This is a genomic window from Streptosporangium sp. NPDC002607, assembly GCF_053592655.1.
Genome location: NZ_JBSFWD010000028.1, coordinates 13,344 through 29,324 on the forward strand (window position 1 = coordinate 13,344; position 15,981 = coordinate 29,324).

At 71.6% G+C, this 15,981-nt stretch carries 15 protein-coding genes and 1 pseudogene; 12 read left to right on the forward strand and 4 right to left on the reverse strand.

Annotation, left to right across the window (positions count from 1 at the left end; translation table 11 throughout):
• Positions 1-15: 15 nt before the first annotated feature.
• Positions 16-1,626, reverse strand: a complete 1,611-nt coding sequence (locus ACWD3H_RS28150) for an MFS transporter (protein WP_350915641.1) — start codon at positions 1,624-1,626, stop codon at positions 16-18.
• A 169-nt stretch (positions 1,627-1,795) separates the two neighbouring features.
• Here ACWD3H_RS28150 and ACWD3H_RS28155 point away from each other — a divergent pair, with 169 nt between their 5' ends.
• The 3 genes from ACWD3H_RS28155 (at position 1,796) to ACWD3H_RS28165 (ending at position 6,903) form a co-directional block, all read left to right on the forward strand.
• Positions 1,796-2,617, forward strand: a complete 822-nt coding sequence (locus tag ACWD3H_RS28155) for a DUF3027 domain-containing protein (RefSeq protein WP_343980863.1) — start codon at positions 1,796-1,798, stop codon at positions 2,615-2,617.
• Between the two features lie 147 nt (positions 2,618-2,764).
• Positions 2,765-5,881, forward strand: a complete 3,117-nt coding sequence (locus ACWD3H_RS28160) for a sacsin N-terminal ATP-binding-like domain-containing protein (RefSeq protein WP_451957105.1) — start codon at positions 2,765-2,767, stop codon at positions 5,879-5,881.
• 53 nt (positions 5,882-5,934) lie between these two features.
• Positions 5,935-6,903 carry an ArsR/SmtB family transcription factor gene (locus tag ACWD3H_RS28165; protein WP_451957179.1) on the forward strand — a complete coding sequence of 323 codons (969 nt, stop codon included), beginning with the start codon at positions 5,935-5,937 and terminating at the stop codon, positions 6,901-6,903.
• 43 nt (positions 6,904-6,946) lie between these two features.
• Here ACWD3H_RS28165 and ACWD3H_RS28170 read toward each other — a convergent pair whose 3' ends face one another.
• Positions 6,947-7,447, reverse strand: a complete 501-nt coding sequence (locus tag ACWD3H_RS28170) for a hypothetical protein (RefSeq protein WP_451957106.1) — start codon at positions 7,445-7,447, stop codon at positions 6,947-6,949.
• A 497-nt stretch (positions 7,448-7,944) separates the two neighbouring features.
• Positions 7,945-8,205, reverse strand: a complete 261-nt coding sequence (locus ACWD3H_RS28175; protein ID WP_355620251.1) for a DUF2530 domain-containing protein — start codon at positions 8,203-8,205, stop codon at positions 7,945-7,947.
• Between the two features lie 131 nt (positions 8,206-8,336).
• Here ACWD3H_RS28175 and ACWD3H_RS28180 point away from each other — a divergent pair, with 131 nt between their 5' ends.
• The 5 genes and pseudogenes from ACWD3H_RS28180 to ACWD3H_RS28200 form a co-directional block, all read left to right on the forward strand.
• Positions 8,337-9,806 (forward strand): NCS2 family permease, encoded by a 1,470-nt coding sequence (locus ACWD3H_RS28180; protein WP_451957107.1) that lies wholly within the window; start codon positions 8,337-8,339, stop codon positions 9,804-9,806.
• Between the two features lie 181 nt (positions 9,807-9,987).
• On the forward strand, positions 9,988-10,449 hold the full coding sequence (locus tag ACWD3H_RS28185; protein WP_355557692.1) for a MarR family winged helix-turn-helix transcriptional regulator: 462 nt from the start codon (positions 9,988-9,990) through the stop codon (positions 10,447-10,449).
• Positions 10,450-10,505: 56 nt separating this feature from the next.
• Entirely contained in the window at positions 10,506-11,885 is a 1,380-nt protein-coding gene (locus ACWD3H_RS28190) for an MFS transporter (protein WP_451957108.1), read from the forward strand.
• Complete coding sequence (thpR, locus tag ACWD3H_RS28195; protein WP_451957109.1) at positions 11,842-12,414, forward strand: RNA 2',3'-cyclic phosphodiesterase; 573 nt, start codon at positions 11,842-11,844, stop codon at positions 12,412-12,414. Before ACWD3H_RS28190 ends, thpR begins: the two co-directional genes overlap by 44 nt.
• Positions 12,415-12,660: 246 nt before the next feature.
• Positions 12,661-12,738 (forward strand): annotated as a pseudogene (locus ACWD3H_RS28200) (transposase); the annotation flags it as partial.
• 29 nt (positions 12,739-12,767) lie between these two features.
• Here the strand turns inward: ACWD3H_RS28200 and ACWD3H_RS28205 are convergent.
• Positions 12,768-12,965, reverse strand: coding sequence for a hypothetical protein (locus ACWD3H_RS28205; protein WP_451957110.1), 198 nt, complete (start codon positions 12,963-12,965; stop codon positions 12,768-12,770).
• A 3-nt stretch (positions 12,966-12,968) separates the two neighbouring features.
• On the opposite strand from ACWD3H_RS28205, the gene ACWD3H_RS28210 reads away from it, so the two are divergent.
• The 4 genes from ACWD3H_RS28210 (at position 12,969) to ACWD3H_RS28225 (ending at position 15,959) form a co-directional block, all read left to right on the forward strand.
• Positions 12,969-13,346, forward strand: a complete 378-nt coding sequence (locus ACWD3H_RS28210) for a hypothetical protein (protein WP_451957111.1) — start codon at positions 12,969-12,971, stop codon at positions 13,344-13,346.
• 262 nt (positions 13,347-13,608) lie between these two features.
• Positions 13,609-14,289 carry a TetR/AcrR family transcriptional regulator gene (locus ACWD3H_RS28215; protein WP_451957112.1) on the forward strand — a complete coding sequence of 227 codons (681 nt, stop codon included), beginning with the start codon at positions 13,609-13,611 and terminating at the stop codon, positions 14,287-14,289.
• 211 nt (positions 14,290-14,500) lie between these two features.
• Positions 14,501-14,755, forward strand: a complete 255-nt coding sequence (locus ACWD3H_RS28220) for a hypothetical protein (protein WP_451957113.1) — start codon at positions 14,501-14,503, stop codon at positions 14,753-14,755.
• A 16-nt stretch (positions 14,756-14,771) separates the two neighbouring features.
• Positions 14,772-15,959 (forward strand): alpha-L-rhamnosidase-related protein, encoded by a 1,188-nt coding sequence (locus ACWD3H_RS28225; protein ID WP_451957180.1) that lies wholly within the window; start codon positions 14,772-14,774, stop codon positions 15,957-15,959.
• The last annotated feature ends 22 nt before the right edge of the window (positions 15,960-15,981 follow it).

A 15,981-nucleotide genomic window follows, 5' to 3' on the forward strand; every position in this document is an offset into this window, starting at 1 on the left:
CCCGTGTGCCCCGGCTCAGCCGTGGGGGGTGGTCAGCGGTCTGGTCCGCTTCTCCGTGGGGGCGTTCTCCGGCCGCACGACCACTGTGGCCGTCCCCGCGGCCCGCGGCCTGACCCACTCGGCGGACACCCCGTCCCGCGCGAACCGCTCTGTACCTTCGGCGGGACGAGGCGTGCCCGGACCCCGGGCGGCCTCGACCCTGGCGTCCACCTCCCGGACCCGCCTGCGGCGACGGACCAGCAGCCAGCCGAGCGAGCCCGCCAGCACCACGGTCATCAGGGCCAGCCCGGCCGATCCGCCGGCGAACAGCGAGAGCAGCAGCCCGATCAGGCCGCCCAGCACCCAGGAGATCTGCAGAAAGGCCTCCACCACGCCGAACGTGGACGAGCGCACCTCCTCGCCGATCTCCCGTTGCACGATCGCGTCCAGCGCGAGCTTGCCTAGGCCCTGGGCGAAGGCGGCCACCAGCGCGACCGCCACCGCGCTCCACAGCTGGAAGACGACCGCGGCCAGTACCGTGATCGTGGTCGTCACCGCGAGCGTGGCCAGCACGATGACCTGCGGGGAGTGGTTGCGCACCCAGGAGGCCACGGCCGTGCCCGCCAGCCCGCCGGCACCGGCGGCCACGGCCAGCACACCGATGGCGACCGTCGGCGGAAGGCCGGGCAGGTTCCTGTCCTGCACGAGGAAGAGCAGGTAGAAGAGGAGGAACCCGGAGTAGAGGCGGATGGCCACGTTGGCCCACATCGCCTCGGCCACCACCGGGCCCACGTTCAGCATCGTGCGCCAGCGGTGCGGCCGCTCCTCGCCGCTCTCGTCCAGCTCCTCCAGGTCGGGGGAGTCGACGTGGCGCGGGAGCCGTACGGCCAGCACGCCCTGGAGCAGGAAGAGCACCGTCGCCCCGCGCAGCACCCACTCGGCGCCGAGCCAGGCGCTGACGCCCGCGCCGACCGGCACCGCGACGCCGGCCGTGACCAGCGCGAACAGGGCGACCCTCGCGTTGGCCGTGACCAGCGCGATATCGGCGGGCAGCACGCTCGGCATGATCGCCGCGCGGGAGACGTTGTACGCCTTCGACAGCACCAGCACGGCCAGCGCCGCCGGGAAGATCGTGAACACGTCGCCGGGGACGATCGCCGCCGCCATCGCGAAGCAGAGCAGCCCGCGGCCGAAGAGGGTGCCGGCCATCACGAAGCGCCGCCCCGAGCGAAACCGGTCGAGGACCGGGCCGACGAAGGGTGCGACCACCACGAACGGAATCATCGTGATCAGCAGGTAGAGAGCGACCTGGCCGCGGGCCTCGTTCACCGGGAGTTTGAAGAGCGTCCCGGCCAGGGCCGCGGTGACCAGGGCGTCACCCGCGCTGTGCGCGGCGGTCAGCTCGATCAGCTGGCCCAGCCCGGTGCGGCCCGCGCCTTGGGCGTGGGTCAGCCGTCGCGCGGCCCTGCCCACTCGCTGGGTGCCGTTGACCGCCCCCAGGGCCGCCCGCGTCGTCGCCCGGCCCGTGCCCCGGCCGGCGCGCGCGCCCGCCCGGCCCGCGGCGGCGGCCGACCTGCCGACCTGCCGAGAGGCGTCACTCACCGTCTTGCGAACCCGCTCCCACCCAGCTGCCACGTATCCAGTCATACCCGAAGGGTGGGGGAGTTGTCCGGTGCGCCTGGTCACTGCCCGGGCTAACGGGAGTCCGCGGTGCCGTTCGCTCCGGTCATGGGTGAGAATGAACTGTGAGCGCAGTGAGCGAGCGAGCCAGTAGGGACAGCAGCCGTCGTGCTGCGGGGCTGACGGGAGACGACTCGTGAGCCGGACTCGATCCCGCGCCGTGGTCCTTGACCAGGCGTGTGTCGCGGCCGTCGACCTGGCCCGTGCCGCGGTCGAGGAGAACGTCAGGCCGGGCGATGTGGGCGAGCACCTCGGGGTCGAGGGCGAGGGCGACCGTGTCGTCACCCACTACTTCGCATGTCTCGACCGCGCCTACCGCGGCTGGCGCTGGGCCGTCACCGTCGCCCGCGCCTCGCGGGCGCGCAACGTGACGGTCAGCGAGGTCGTGCTCCTGCCGGGGGCGGGCGCGCTGATGCCGCCGCAGTGGGTGCCCTGGAGCGATCGGCTCCGCCCGGGCGACCTCGGCGTGGGCGACCTGCTGCCCACCTCGGAGGACGACGACCGGCTCGCGCCCGGCTTCACCGAGACCGGTGACGACTCCGACCAGCAGATGATCTTCGAATACGGCCTCGGCCGGGCCCGGGTGCTCTCCCCGATCGGCCGCGATCGAGCCGTGCGGCGCTGGCACTCCGGCGAGTCGGGACCGCACACCCCGCTCGCGCACGCCGCCCCCGCCCAGTGCTCCACCTGCGGTTTCTACTGGCCGCTCGCGGGTGCGCTGCGGACCGGCTTCGGCGTCTGCGCGAACGAGTACGCCCCCGACGACGGGCGGGTGGTCGCCGCCGACCACGGCTGCGGCGCGCACTCCGAGGCCGCGGTGCTGCCGCACCAGGTCGAGCCGACCGCGCCGATCCTCGACGATCTCTCGCTCTCGTACGACACCGCCGAGGACGTCCCGGAACCCGACCTGACCGGGTCGGTGGACGATACGGCCTCCGAGCCGCTCGGTCACTCCTGACCCGGCGCCGCCGGGTCTGTTCCGCCCCGCAGCCGCCCCCGCCGCCCATCCCAGCGGTCCGCCCGGCCGTCGCCGTTCGGGCGCCGCTCCCGTGGTGTTCCGGCCGGGGCGCCTGGCCGCGCGGGCCCCGACCTTTGGAAGATCGCCTTGACTGACATCTTCGGCACCGAACGACTACGCTCCACCGTCCTGGCCGCCTGGAAGGCGTCGCCCGCGCGTTTCCGCGAGGACGCCAACGCGGAGGAGGACTTCGCGCTCGGCGGCTACCGTGACCGGCTGATCGTCGAGCTCGCCCAGAACGCCGCGGACGCCGCGCTCCGCGCCGGGGCGCCGGGAAGGCTACGTCTCTCGCTGCGCGAGGGGGTGCTGTCGGCGGCCAACATCGGCGCTCCCATCGACGCCCACGGGATCGAGGCGCTGTCCACGCTGCGCGTCTCCGCCAAGCGCGGCGACGCCCACGCGGCCGGCCGGTTCGGCGTCGGGTTCGCGGCCGTGGTGTCGGTCTGCGACGAACCGGTGATCGGCTCGCTCGGCTCAGGGGTCGTCCGCTGGTCCCGCGACCAGACCGCCGCCCTGGTGGCCGCCGAGCCCGAGCTGGCCAAGGAGCTCGCCGAGCGCGGAGGGCACGTCCCACTGCTGCGCCTGCCCTTCCCCGCCGGCCCGGTCGAGATCCCCGCCGGGTTCGACACGCTCGTGCGGCTGCCGCTCCGGGACAGGGCGGCCGAGGACGCGGTCAGAGCGATGTTGCGGGAGACCAGCCCGGCTCTGCTGCTGGGCCTGCCCGCTCTGGAGGTGATCGAGGTCGACCTGGACGGGGAGACGAGGATCGTCACCGCGGAGGGCTGGAAGGTCGTCTCGGCCTCCGGGCGGTTCACCCCCGAGCAGATGGCCGAGCTCTTCGCCGACCGCCCGACCGAGGAGCGCTCCCGGCCGCACTGGCTGGTCCGCTGGGCCGTACCCGTGAGCGAGGCGACCGGGGAGCCCCGGCCGCTGCCCGCGCCGGTGCCGCCCGTGGTGCACGCGCCCACGCCGAGCGACGAGCCGCTTGACCTGCCCGCGCTGTTGATCGCCTCGTTCCCGATGGCCACCGACCGGCGGCACGTCGCACCGGGCCCGCTGGCCGACTTCCTGGTCGAGCGCGCCGCGGACACCTACCTGGAACTGCTCACCGGCCTGCCGCGGACGCCCCGGCTCCTCGACCTCGTCCCCGGCCTGATGGGCAAGGGCGAGCTTGACGCGAGCATCCGCCGGGCGATCCTGCGCAGGCTCCCAGACGCCCCGCTGCTCCCCGCGCTCTCCCTACCGGCCGACCAGGGTTCCGAGGCCGGAGCCTCGCCCCTGCTTCCCGACGACCTCGCGGAGAGCGCCGGTGCGGCCTGGGCTCCGCCCGCGGTCGGCGCGGACCTGGTCATCTCGGGGCGGCAGGCGTCCGTGGTCACGGCCACGGCCGAGCTGCTGGAGAAGGTCGCTCCGATGATCGGTGGGCTGCTGCCCGCGGGGTGGCCGTCACGGCATCCGGCGATCAACGCGCTCGGCGTCAGGCGGGTGCAGCTCTCCGACATCGTGGACATGCTCTCCGGCGACGCCGTCAAGGACAGGGATCCGGCCTGGTGGCGGTCGCTGTACGAGGTGCTGCCCGCCGACGACCCGGAGGCACTCGGCGCGCTGCCGGTGCCGCTCGCCGACGGCCGCCTGGTCAGGGGGCCGCGCGGCACGCTGCTGCTGACCGACGGCTCCGCGCTGGATCCGGCGGTCCTCGCCCCGCTCGGGCTGCGCGTGGTGCACCCGGACGCGGCCCACCCCCTCCTGCTCAGGCTCGGCGCGGGTGAGGCGACGCCCCGCACGGTCCTGGAGGATCCGCTGACCCGCTCCGCCGTCTCGGAGTCGCTGGAAAGCCCCGACCCGGAACCGGTGGCCCAGGCGGTGCTCGCGCTGGTCGACGCCGCGGGGCTGACCGCGGGCGACGCGCCCTGGCTGGCCGAGCTGGCGTTGCGCGGCGCCGACGGTGAGCTGTACCCGGCAGGCGAGCTGCTCCTCGCCGACGGGGCGCTGGCCGGGCTGCTCGACGCGGAGACGCACTTCGGCACCGCCGCGCCCGAGCTGGTCGAGCGGTACGGCCGGAGGGTACTCGCCGCGGTCGGGGTGCTCGACGGCTTCGCCGTGGTCAACGATCACGACGTCATGATCGACCCGGACGAGTGCGACCACGACCTCGACCGCGAGGACGAGTGGCTGGAGACGGTCCTCGACCTGCTGCCCGAGATGAACGTGCCGCCGGTCGCCCGGGAGTTCTCCGCGGTCCGGGACCTGGAGTACGTCGCCGACTGGCCCGCCGCCCTCGCCCTGCTGTCCCGCCCGCCGCTCCGCTCGGTACTGCACCCGCTGCGGGTCCTGGTGTCGGGGGAGGTCGTGGAGGTCCCGTCCTACACCGCGTGGTGGCTCTCCACGCACCCGGTGCTCGGCGGCAGGCGCCCCACGCAGCTGCGGCTCCCGGCGGGTGACCCGCTGCTGTTCGGCCTGTACGGGGACGCCCCGGCGGATGTCGACGAGGCCGCGCTGGCGATGATCGGCGTCCGGAGCACGCTGGCCGACCTGCTCGCCTCCCACGGAGGTCCGGACGAGCTGCTCGATCTGCTGGGCGACCCCTCCGTGGAGGTCGATCGGGCGCAGCTCCGCTCCCTGTGGGTGGCCCTCGCCGCCGTCGACCCCGCCCGCGTCGCGCCTCCGCGCGCCGTTCGCGCGGTCCTGGGTGACGAGATCGTCGTCGTCGACGCCGCTGACGGCCGGCCGGTGTCCGCCGACGCCGGTTCGGGGAACGAGGGCGCGGGTGAGCCGGTCGTGGTCGAGGCGCCCGACCTGCTGCCGCTCGTCGCGGGACGGCCGTTGATCCTGGCCCCGTTCGACCTGGCGGAGGCGCTCTCCGAGCTGCTCGACCTGCCGCTGGCCGGTGAGGAGGCGGCCGGGGAGGTGACGTCCTCAGGCGAGGTCCGCGACGTCCCGCCCGCTGTACGGTCGCTGCTGCCGACCGCGCCCGCGAGCTACGTGGCGCACGAGCGGCTGCTGGTGGACGGTGTCCCCGCGGCCTGGCGGTTCTTCGAGGGCACGGTGCACGCCTCGGATGTGGAGGGGCTGGCGCGCGGGCTCGCCTGGGCGTCCGGCCAGTGGGGCGACCGGCTCGCGGTGGCGGCGCTGCTGCGCGATCCCGCGGCGGTGCCGCTGCTGCTCGCCGAGGCCGACCTGGACAGCTGGACCGCCTCGACCTAGATGATCGCCTGGATGCGCGTTTCCTCGTGCGCCGGGCGAGAATCGGTCGGGTGATGCGCCTACATTTCACCCCCACAGACCTTCAACGGATCACGTTCGCACCGGCTCCGAACCAGCTGCTGGAGTCGGTGCTGAGCGTACGGGGCCTGCGCGTCACGCCCACCGCAGGAAACCGGCCACGGCCGGGTGTCAGGGAGTGGCAGAGGAGGATGAACGGCAGCCTGGTCGCCAGGGCCGGCATGCTCCCCGACCTGGTTGGCGCGCAGGCCTCCTTTCCCGACTTCCTGTTGCAGCCGACCGCGCCGGACTTCGCGTCGGCGGTCGAGCTGGCCCGGCAGACGCCCGAGGCGCAGCTGGTGGCCGACCTGAAGGGGCTTCCCCCATCCCGGAGCACCGAGCGCTGGCGGCTGGAGCTCTCCGCCGGTGCCGCGGGAACCTGGCGCAGGCTTACGAGTGACCTGCGTGGTTACTTCGGCTCCTCGCTGGAGCCGCTGTGGCCCCGAATACGAGCCGCCGGTGCCGCCGATCGCGCGCTGCGCGCCGAGACCCTCCTGCGCGGCGGGACCGACGCGCTGCTCACCACGCTCGGCACCAGCTGGTACTGGCGGCCACCAGTCCTTCACGTACCGGCGTCCAGAAGCTACGACGTCAAGTTGTACGGGCGCGGATTGCTGCTGGTTCCCTCGTACTTCGCGCCGGGTCCCCTGCTGATGTACCGGCCGGACCGGTCAACCGTGCTGGTGTATCCGGTATGCGAGGGAGACGCGCCGGCCGGGGCGGCCGACACCCTCGGCCCCCTGCTCGGGCGCACCCGGGCGGAGGTGCTGGCCACCCTGCGCGACCCGGCCACCACCACGGCCGTGGCCGAGCGGGCTGGTGTCTCCCTGGCCTCCGCCAGCCAGCACACCACGGTGCTGCGCAACGCCGGGCTCATATCGACCACCCGGATGGGCGGCTCCGTCCTGCACACGCTGACTCCGCTGGGCGCGGCGCTGCTCCAGGGCGACGCCGCCGCCCGTTGAGGCCGTGCCCCCGCGCAGCGGCGCGCCGCGCGGGGGCCGCCGATCAGATCGGCCTGAGGTAGAAATAGACGGACTTCTGATTCTCGCAGGTTCCGCCCCCGCCTCCGTTGAGGGCGAACTGCTGCGTGAAGTAGAACTTGCCGTTGCTGCCGAAATTCACGGTGCGGTTGAAGGTGAAGGTCTTGGTGATCCCGGCTGAGGACACGGGGCCGACGCCCCACAGCCCGTGCCACCTGTTGCCGCCGTTGCCGTCGACCAGGTCCGCCGCCCCGAGGGTGGCACCGGAGGCGGCAGGCGTGAAGGTGATCTTCAGCGTTTTCACGTACGCCGACGACGACGTGACGTTCGAGACCGTCCAGGTCGGATAGAACTTCGCCGACGCCGTGGCAGGGCAGCCGATGCCGAGATCGCTGAGGTTGTACCAGATACTCGGCGCGATAATGGTCCGCGTCGCCGCCACCCGCTGGGCCGTTCCGTTGGAGAACTCCTGGTGGGCCAGCGCCGGGTTGGCCATCAGGAGCACGGAGATCGCGGCGATCCCCATGACGAGAGCGTTTCGCCTTCCGTTCCTCCTGTGGCGCGACTTCGCCCCATGCCCCCGCCGGGTGCGAAGAGATCGCCGCAAGACTCTTGTCATGGCGTTTCCTTTCAGGATGTGTCGAATGGCCGCCGACGGGTGCCCCACCCTGCGGAGGACCCCGGCTCGGAGGTCGTATCCGAAGGCGGCCCGACCATCGTGTGATCGGTGGCTTGTCGGTGTCGACGCCTTTCAGCCCAGCCCGAAAGGGTTGACCTCACCGGCTCGAAAGAGCAGGGTGTCGGATCTCGCCGACACCGAGGACGCCGGGGCGCCCCGGACGACTCAGGGCTCGAACGCCAAAGGCCGGTAGCCGTCCGGCTGGACGTGGGGGCCGGAAGCGGCCGAGATGGGGCCGGTGGTGAATTCGCCCATGGCGACTCATCCGTCGTGGGGTCGCGCGGTGGCTCAGCCGGTTGTGGGGGCGCGCGGTGGCTCAGCCGGTTGTGGGGTCGCGCGGATGATCACAGGATCGCCGTGGTGGGCTCGATCGGACCCTCGGACGGGGGCGGGGGGCGGCGGTCGCGGCGGCGTACGAACCAGAGGCCGAAAAGGCCGCCGCAGATGCCCGACACGCACATCCAGATCCACCAGCGGTGCTCGGGGTCCGGCTGCACGACCAGGAGGACGACCAGGGCGACGGCCCACAGACCCGTACCCGTGAGGATCGTGAGCGTGTCGTTGGTCTTCAACGGCTGCAGATCCGGACGTCGTGGCTGGTTCACGTGCTCCAGACTAGGCGACGGTGTCTCACTGTTCGCAAAACGGATTACGTGAAGGCGCGAATCCATCTCGAAACCATCACCATCGGCAACCGGGTCTTCCCGAAAGAGGCACTCGCTGTCACTCTGCGTGAGTGAAAGATAGTAAAACCTCCCAAATAAGTGGACTTGACCGTTTCTTCCACATCTCCGACCGGGGTTCCTCCGTGGGTCGGGAGGTGCGTGGTGGGTTCGCCACGTTCTTCACGATGGCCTACATCGTCGTGCTCAATCCTCTGATCATCGCTACCGTCCCGGATGTCGAGGGCCAGTTCATCGGCGACGGAAGCGCGCCCAACATCCCGCTCGTCGCGGCCGGTACCGCCTTTGTGGCGGGAGTGCTCAGCATCCTGATGGGGGTCATCGGCAAGGTCCCCTTCGCGATGGCCGCGGGCCTCGGCCTGAACGCCTTCGTCACCTTCGGCATCGCCTCGCAGATGTCCTGGGAGTCGGCGATGGGCCTGGTGTTCCTGGAGGGCGTGATCATCGCGCTCCTGGTGCTGACCGGGTTCCGCACCGCCGTGTTCAACGCCATCCCACCCCAGCTCAAGACCGCGATCAGTGTCGGCATCGGCCTGTTCATCGCCCTGATCGGCTTCGTGGACGCGGGCTTCGTCCGCCGGGTGGCCGCGGGGCCGCCCCTGGAACTCGGCATCGCGGGTTCGCTGGCCAGCTGGCCGATCTTCGTCTTCGTGGTCGGCCTGCTGCTGATGGTGGTGCTGGTGGCGCGTAAGACGAAGGGCGCCATTCTGATCGGCATCGTCGCCACGACGGTCATCGCGATCATCGTCCAGGCCGTCACCAAGGTCGGCGCCGCGACGGTGCCGGGCCAGGACCCCAACCCGGGGGGCTTTCAGCTCGTCGTCCCGGAACTGCCCGAGAAGATCTTCGGGTTCGAGAACCCGCTGGTGCTGTTCACGGAGTTCGACCCGATCGGTGCCTTCGGCTCCGTCTCGGTCCTCGTGGCCCTGCTGCTCATCTTCACCCTGCTGATCACCGACTTCTTCGACACCATGGGCACGATCGTGGGCGTCGGCGGCCAGGCCGGGCTGCTCAAGGAGGACGGCACCCTGCCCAGGACCAAGGAGATCCTCCTTGTCGACTCGATCGGCGCGGCGGCCGGAGGGGCGGCCTCCGTCTCCTCCAACACGACCTACATCGAGTCGGCCGCGGGTGTCGGCGAGGGCGCGCGCACCGGCCTCGCCAGCGTCGTCACCGGTGTCCTGTTCCTGCTGGCGATCTTCTTCTCGCCGCTCGTCGCCGTCGTCCCCTACGAGGCCGCCGCCCCCGCCCTGGTCGTGGTCGGCTTCCTGATGATGACCTCGATCCGGGAGATCGACTTCACCGACTACGAGATCGCCATCCCGGCGTTCCTCACGATCGTCCTGATGCCGTTCACCTACTCGATCGCCACCGGTATCGGAGCGGGTTTCGTCACCTTCGTGCTGATCAAGTTGTTCAAGGGCAAGGCCCGCGAACTGCACGCGCTGATGTGGATCGTCGCGGCGCTGTTCGCCGTCTACTTCGCCCTCGGCCCGATCAAGGCCCTGTTCAATCTGGGCTGAGCAGTGGTGCGGAAGCCGTCATGGTGCTCGATTTCGCCGGCCACCATGGCGGCTTTCGCGTGTCAAGGGCGACTGCTTCACGCCAAGATTGGCGAGCCCTGGCCGTACGGCCCGCGTCGAGAAGTAAACCCCCTGGAGGGAATCACGTGCAGTCGTATATAGTTAGCAAAGGTAATGACTTATGCTAACGAATCACCCCAAGAAGGACCACGTCGCGATCCTGCGAAGCGACGCCGGTCTGGCTTCGGCCCTGCGCGTGTCTCTGGCACGACTGAACAGGCGCCTGCGCAGGCAGGCCGCGGTGCACTCGCTGACGCCCACCCAGCTCGCGACCCTCGCCGCCGTGGAACGGCATTCCGGGATAACCCCCGGAGAATTGGCCGATCTAGAGAAGGTGCAACCGCCCTCGATGACCCGCGTGATCGCCGTGCTGGTCGAGCGGGGGCTGGTGTCGCGTACACCGCACCCGACCGACCGGCGCCAGGTGACCGTGAGCGTGACCGACCAGGGTTCGGCACTGCTGAAGGAGGAACGCCGCCTCAAGGAGGCGTGGCTGACGCGGCAGCTGAAGGAGCTGACACCCGAGGAGAGGGCGACGCTCAGGCAGGCGGCCCCGATACTGGAGAAGCTCAGCCGGATCTAGCCGACCCCGAGGAACCCGGGGCCCCGGCGGTCCCGCGTGACGCCGGGGCGTCCGCCATGCCAGGCGGAAAGTCCAGGAGAAGGCTCGGACTGCGGGCGCGGATGCGGCGGCGGGCCGCGAGGGCCGCCACCGTGAACGAGCTCCAGGCCACCGAGAGCGGATCGGCCCAGACCGTGCCCGAGACGCGGGACGGGATGTTCCGGTCGCTCCGCGTCTACAACTACCGGCTGTTCGCGGCCGGAGGCGTGGTCTCCAACGTCGGCACCTGGATGCAGCGCACCGCGCAGGACTGGCTGGTGCTCGACCTGACGAAGGGCAGCGCCGCCGCGCTGGGCCTGACCGTCGCGCTGCAGTTCCTGCCGCTGCTGCTGTTCGGCCTCTGGGGCGGCATGCTCGCCGACCGCTATCCCAAGCGGTCGCTGCTGATCGTCTGTCAGTCGCTGATGGGCCTGCTCGCGCTCACCATGGGTGTGCTCACCGTGACCGGCTCGGCCCAGGTCTGGCAGGTCTACGTGATGGCCTTCACGCTCGGCCTCATCGCCTGTGTCGAGGTACCGACCCGGCAGGCGTTCGTCGTCGAGATGGTCGGCCGCAAGGACCTGTCCAACGCGATCGCGCTGAACTCGTCGAGCTTCAACCTGGCCCGGGTGGTCGGCCCGGCCGTCGCCGGTGTCCTGATCCACGCACTGGGCGGTACCGGTCCGATCTTCCTGATCAACGCGGTGTCGTTCGCCGCGGTGCTCAGCGGCCTGTTCCTGATGCGCACCTCCCAGCTGACCACCCCGGAACCGGTGCCCAGGGGGAAGGGCCAGCTCCGCGAGGGCCTGCGCTACGTGATGGCGCGGCCTGAGCTGCTCATGCCGATCCTGCTGATCGCCTTCGTCTCGATGTTCACGCAGTCGTTCTCGATGTCGATAGCGCTGATGGCGCGTGAGATCTTCGGGGCCGGTGCCTCCTCGTTCGGGGTCGCCTCCAGCATGTTCGCGGTCGGAGCGCTGGCGGGTGCCCTCGTGGCGGCGCGGCGGGTCAAGCCGAGCAGGCGCCTGCTGGTCGCCGGCGCCGGCGCGTTCGGCCTGTTCCAGATCGCCAGCGGCCTGGCGCCCTGGTATCCGCTCTACCTGATCCTGCTCGTGCCCGCCGGCATCGCGCTGATCTCGGTGAACACCGCGGCCAACGCCAGCGTGCAGCTGGCCACCTCGCCGGAGATGCGCGGCCGGGTGATGGGGATCTACGTGCTCGTGTTCACCGGGGGAGCCCCCCTCGGCGCGCCGCTGCTCGGCTGGATCTCCGAGCTGGGCGGGGTGCGTACCGGAGTCGTGATCGGCGGGGTGCTCACCCTGATCGGCGCCGCTGCGGCGACAATGCTGACAAGGCTGATCAGCAGGAGGTCGCATGCGGCTGTTCGTGGGATTACCGCCGCCGGCGCCGGCGCGTGATGAGCTCGTCCGCGCCCTCGAACCTCACCTGGCGCGATGGCCGGGGCTGCGCTGGCTGGACGCGGAGAACTGGCACGTGACGCTGTCGTTCCTGGGGGAGGTGCCCGACCGGGTGCTGCCCGAGCTGCGGACGCGCCTCGCCAGGGCGGCCGCGCGGCACGCTCCGATGACGCTGTCCTTCGCCGGCGCCGGCGCGTTTCCCTCGGCGGGCAGGGCTCGGGTCTTCTGGACCGGGCTGTGCGGTGACCTCCTCCGGCTGGGCCGCCTGGCCGATTCCGTGGCGGCCGGGGCGCGCCGCGCCGGAGCCGGACAGGCGGAGCACCGGAGGTTCACACCGCATCTGAGCCTGGCCAGATGCCGCCCCGAGATGGACATCGGTCCCCTGGTCGAGGCGTTCGGGCCGTTCTCCGGCACCGAGTGGGAACTGGAGACGGTGCACCTGATACGGAGCAACCTCGGAGCCAGGGTCCGCTACGAAACGGTTGAGAAATGGGACCTGGCGGCACGGGCACCTCGTGGGCAGGGCTAGGCTCCAGGGCGTGGATCGTCCCCGTCGCTGGCTGCTGCCCACGGTGCTCGTGCTTCTCGTGCTCCTCGTGGTGATCGGCGCACTCGTGTCCTAGGGCCTGTATGGAGTTGAGATCAGGGGATTCGCCTGCGGCTTGGTCTCCGTTGCCGGTGGGCCATCGCCATGGCGCGTGGAGACCTCACCGACGAGGAATGGTCCTTGATCGAGCCTCACCTGCCCCTGGGTGAGTGAGGCCCGATCCCGGACCTGCGGCAGCGGTTCAACGCCGTGATGTGGCGGTTTCGCACCGGCAGCCCGTGGCGGGACCTGCCCGCCGAGTATGGGCCGTGGTCCACTGAAGCGCTCATGCGGATTCAGGCAGAGGGCATCAGGTCACGGCGAAGCAGGAACGCCAGCCCCGCCGTGGTCAGGGTGACGGCCAGCACGGTCAACCCCAGCAGCGGCACCCCCGGTGACGAGGCACCGTCCAGCAACATCGCCGGCACGTGCACGAACGGCGAAAGGTTCAGGACGATCCCGGTGGCCAGCCTGAACTCCGCCGGCAGATCCACGACATGGCCCTGGCGCCCACCCTGCCCGCCTCCATCGCCGCCCCGGCGGTGTACACGTTGTGCACCGCGCCGATCATCGCCGGGCCGAGCATCGTGCTCTCGCTGGCCGCGCCACCTCGGATGCGTTCCTCCTGCTTCTCCGTCGCGGGGCTCTACTTCCTCCCCGGCCTGCTGCTGGTGGCGATCGTCGGCGTCATCGCCGACGCGTTCGGCTTCACCGCCGCCTTCCTGTCCATCATCCCGATCATGCTGCTCGGCGTGCTGGTCCTGTGGAGCGGCAGGCGCTTCATCGACGCGGACGTGGCGCGGATGCGGGCGGAATCGCTCGCCGCGGCGCAGGCGCTGCTCGACGCCGCCCCGGGCACGACCGGGCAGCGGTGACGGCCCGCCGCTCCACCGATCGGTGTTTCGCCTGGCTCGCGACATGGTCCGGCGTCCGCGCTGGACCAAGGTGGGGCCCGGGGTCCCGCCCGATGCGCGGGTACCGGCCCGCTGGCCACGATCATGGGCGCGGCCAGGCCGGTGATCACGAAGATCGGCGGCCGCTTCCCCGCGCGCCGGGGGGGCGGCCCGTGCCTCGCCTCGAACTCCCGGGGCCGAGGCACGGCGGGCCATTCGATTGGCGATCCGCTAAACTCTGGTCGTGGCAGACGCATCGTCAGCGCCCGAGGGCGCGACCCCCAGTACGGAAGAGGCTCAGACAGACGGCACCGACGGCGGCGGCGCGGCGGCCCGGTCCCGGCGCAGGCGGCGGCCGGATCGGGCGGTCACCGAGGCGGCCCTGCGCCAGGCCGCCCTGCGCCTGCTCGACCGCGACGGCGTCCTGACCGGGCTGAGCCTGCAGGACGTGGCCGACGAGGCGGGCGTCAACCGCGGGCTGATCCACCACTACTTCGGCAGCAGGCGCACCCTGGTGCGCTCGGCACTGGACCACGAGATGGTCGAACTCGCCAAGAAGGCGGGCGACCAGTCCGCGGTCAATCCGATGCACCGGGGCGCGCGCAGCTTCAGGACACTGGCGAGCGAGTCACGCCTCGCCGAGATCGTGATGCTGCTGGCCCTCGACCGCGACGAGCAGCTCCATCCGATCCCGTACTACGAGGAGGTGATGGAGATCCTCCGGGCCGAGCAGGAGGCCGGCGTCTGGCACGACGACGTCGACGTGCAGGCACTGCTCGCCGTGTGGGTGAGCCTGCTGTTCGGTTACCTCATGCTCCGCGAGCCGATGGCCCGGCAGATGGACATGCCGGTGAAGTCGCTGGACGCCCGCGCCCTCACGACCATCGGTCAGCTCTTCGACCCTTTGCTGGAGGCGGAGAAGTGACCGGCTGACCCCGGCACCCTCGGCATCCCGACTCGTCGAACCCGGCCTCCGGTCTCCGGGACCTCACCGGCCCACCGCACCCGTGGGTCCTCCTCGCATGCCCGCACTCCAGGCGTGCCGAAGCCGTCGGCGACGGGTGACGGCGTTGACACCCTGGCGTACCCACGCCTAGTGTTATTAGCGAATCGCTAAGAAATTCGGGAGGTGATCGATGGACCAGATCACCGTGCCCACGACCGACCCGCTGTTCGACCTCACGGACCAGGTCACGCCGATCACCGGCGGCGGCCGGGGTCCGGGCCGGGCGACGGCGAAGGTTTTCGCGGCCCGCGGCCCGCACATGGTCATCGGCTTCTCCCACGAGTACTCCGCCCACCTCTACCACCGACGCGCCAGGAGCGCCGAGCCGCTCTTCGGCGATACCACGCATTGGCGCGAGCTCCCGGCCCAGCGCCTCGGCCTGTGAGGAGCCAGTCTTGACGGTGAACGTCACCGAGGTCCGCTTCGAGCATCTTCGCGAACCGCTCGGCATCGGGGTGGCCCGGCCGCGCCTGTCCTGGATCGTCGACACCACCCGCGACGGCTGGTCGCAGCGCGCCTACGAGATCGAGGCGAGGGGCGAGCGGGTGCGGGTCGAGTCCGCCGACTCCGTGCTCGTGCCCTGGCCGTTCGCGCCGCCGGCCTCGCGCGAACGCGTGGCCGTGCGGGCACGCGTCGAAGGGCCGGACGGGCTCTCGCCCTGGAGCACCCACACCGTCGTCGAGGCCGGCCTGCTCGACCCGGCGGACTGGTCGGCACGGTTCGTCAGTCCGGGCACCGGCTCGCTGCTGCGCGGGGAGTTCGAGGTGCTGCCCTCGGCGGACCTGCGGGAGCGGGCCGGGCGCAGGCTGAGGGAACTGGTGCGCGCCAACGGCTACACCATCGCCACCGGGTTTGTCGGCACCCCGCTGATCTGCGACGCCCTGACCGAGGCCGGAGAGCTGGACGCGGCCTACCGGCTGCTGCTGGAGCGCCGGTACCCGTCCTGGCTGTATCCCGTGACCATGGGAGCCACCACGATCTGGGAGCGCTGGGACAGCCTGCTGTCCGACGGCACGGTCAACCTCGGTGGCATGACGTCCTTCAACCACTACGCCCTGGGCGCGGTCGCCGACTGGCTGCACCGCACGCTCGCCGGGCTGGCCCCGGCCGAACCCGGCTACCGCACGCTGGCCATACGGCCCCGTCCGGGCGGCGGCCTGACCCACGCGAGCGCCCGGCTGCGCACCCTGTACGGCACGGCCGCCTCCGCCTGGCGGATCGAGGACGGTCAGATCACCGTCGAGGCCGTCGTCCCGGCCAACACCACCGCCGAGGTCACCCTGCCGGGCGGCGAACGGCTCACCGTCGGCTCGGGCCGCCACCGCTGGACCGTCGAGCACGACCGGCGTGCGGACCTTGCCCCGCTGACGCTGGACAGCACCCTCGGCGAGGTCTCCGACCGGCCGGGCGCGCTCGCGATCCTCACCAGGGCGCTGGTCCGGCGGGTGCCCGAACTCGCCGACCACCTGAAGCACGGCACCGGGACCGAGGCACAGGACACCACCGTGCGGCAGGCCCTGGCCCTGCTGCCCGAAAACGAGCCCGTCCTCGCCGAGATCGAGGAGGGGTTCGCTGCCCTGCCCCGCTGAGCCGCCCGGCCGGGCAGGAGAT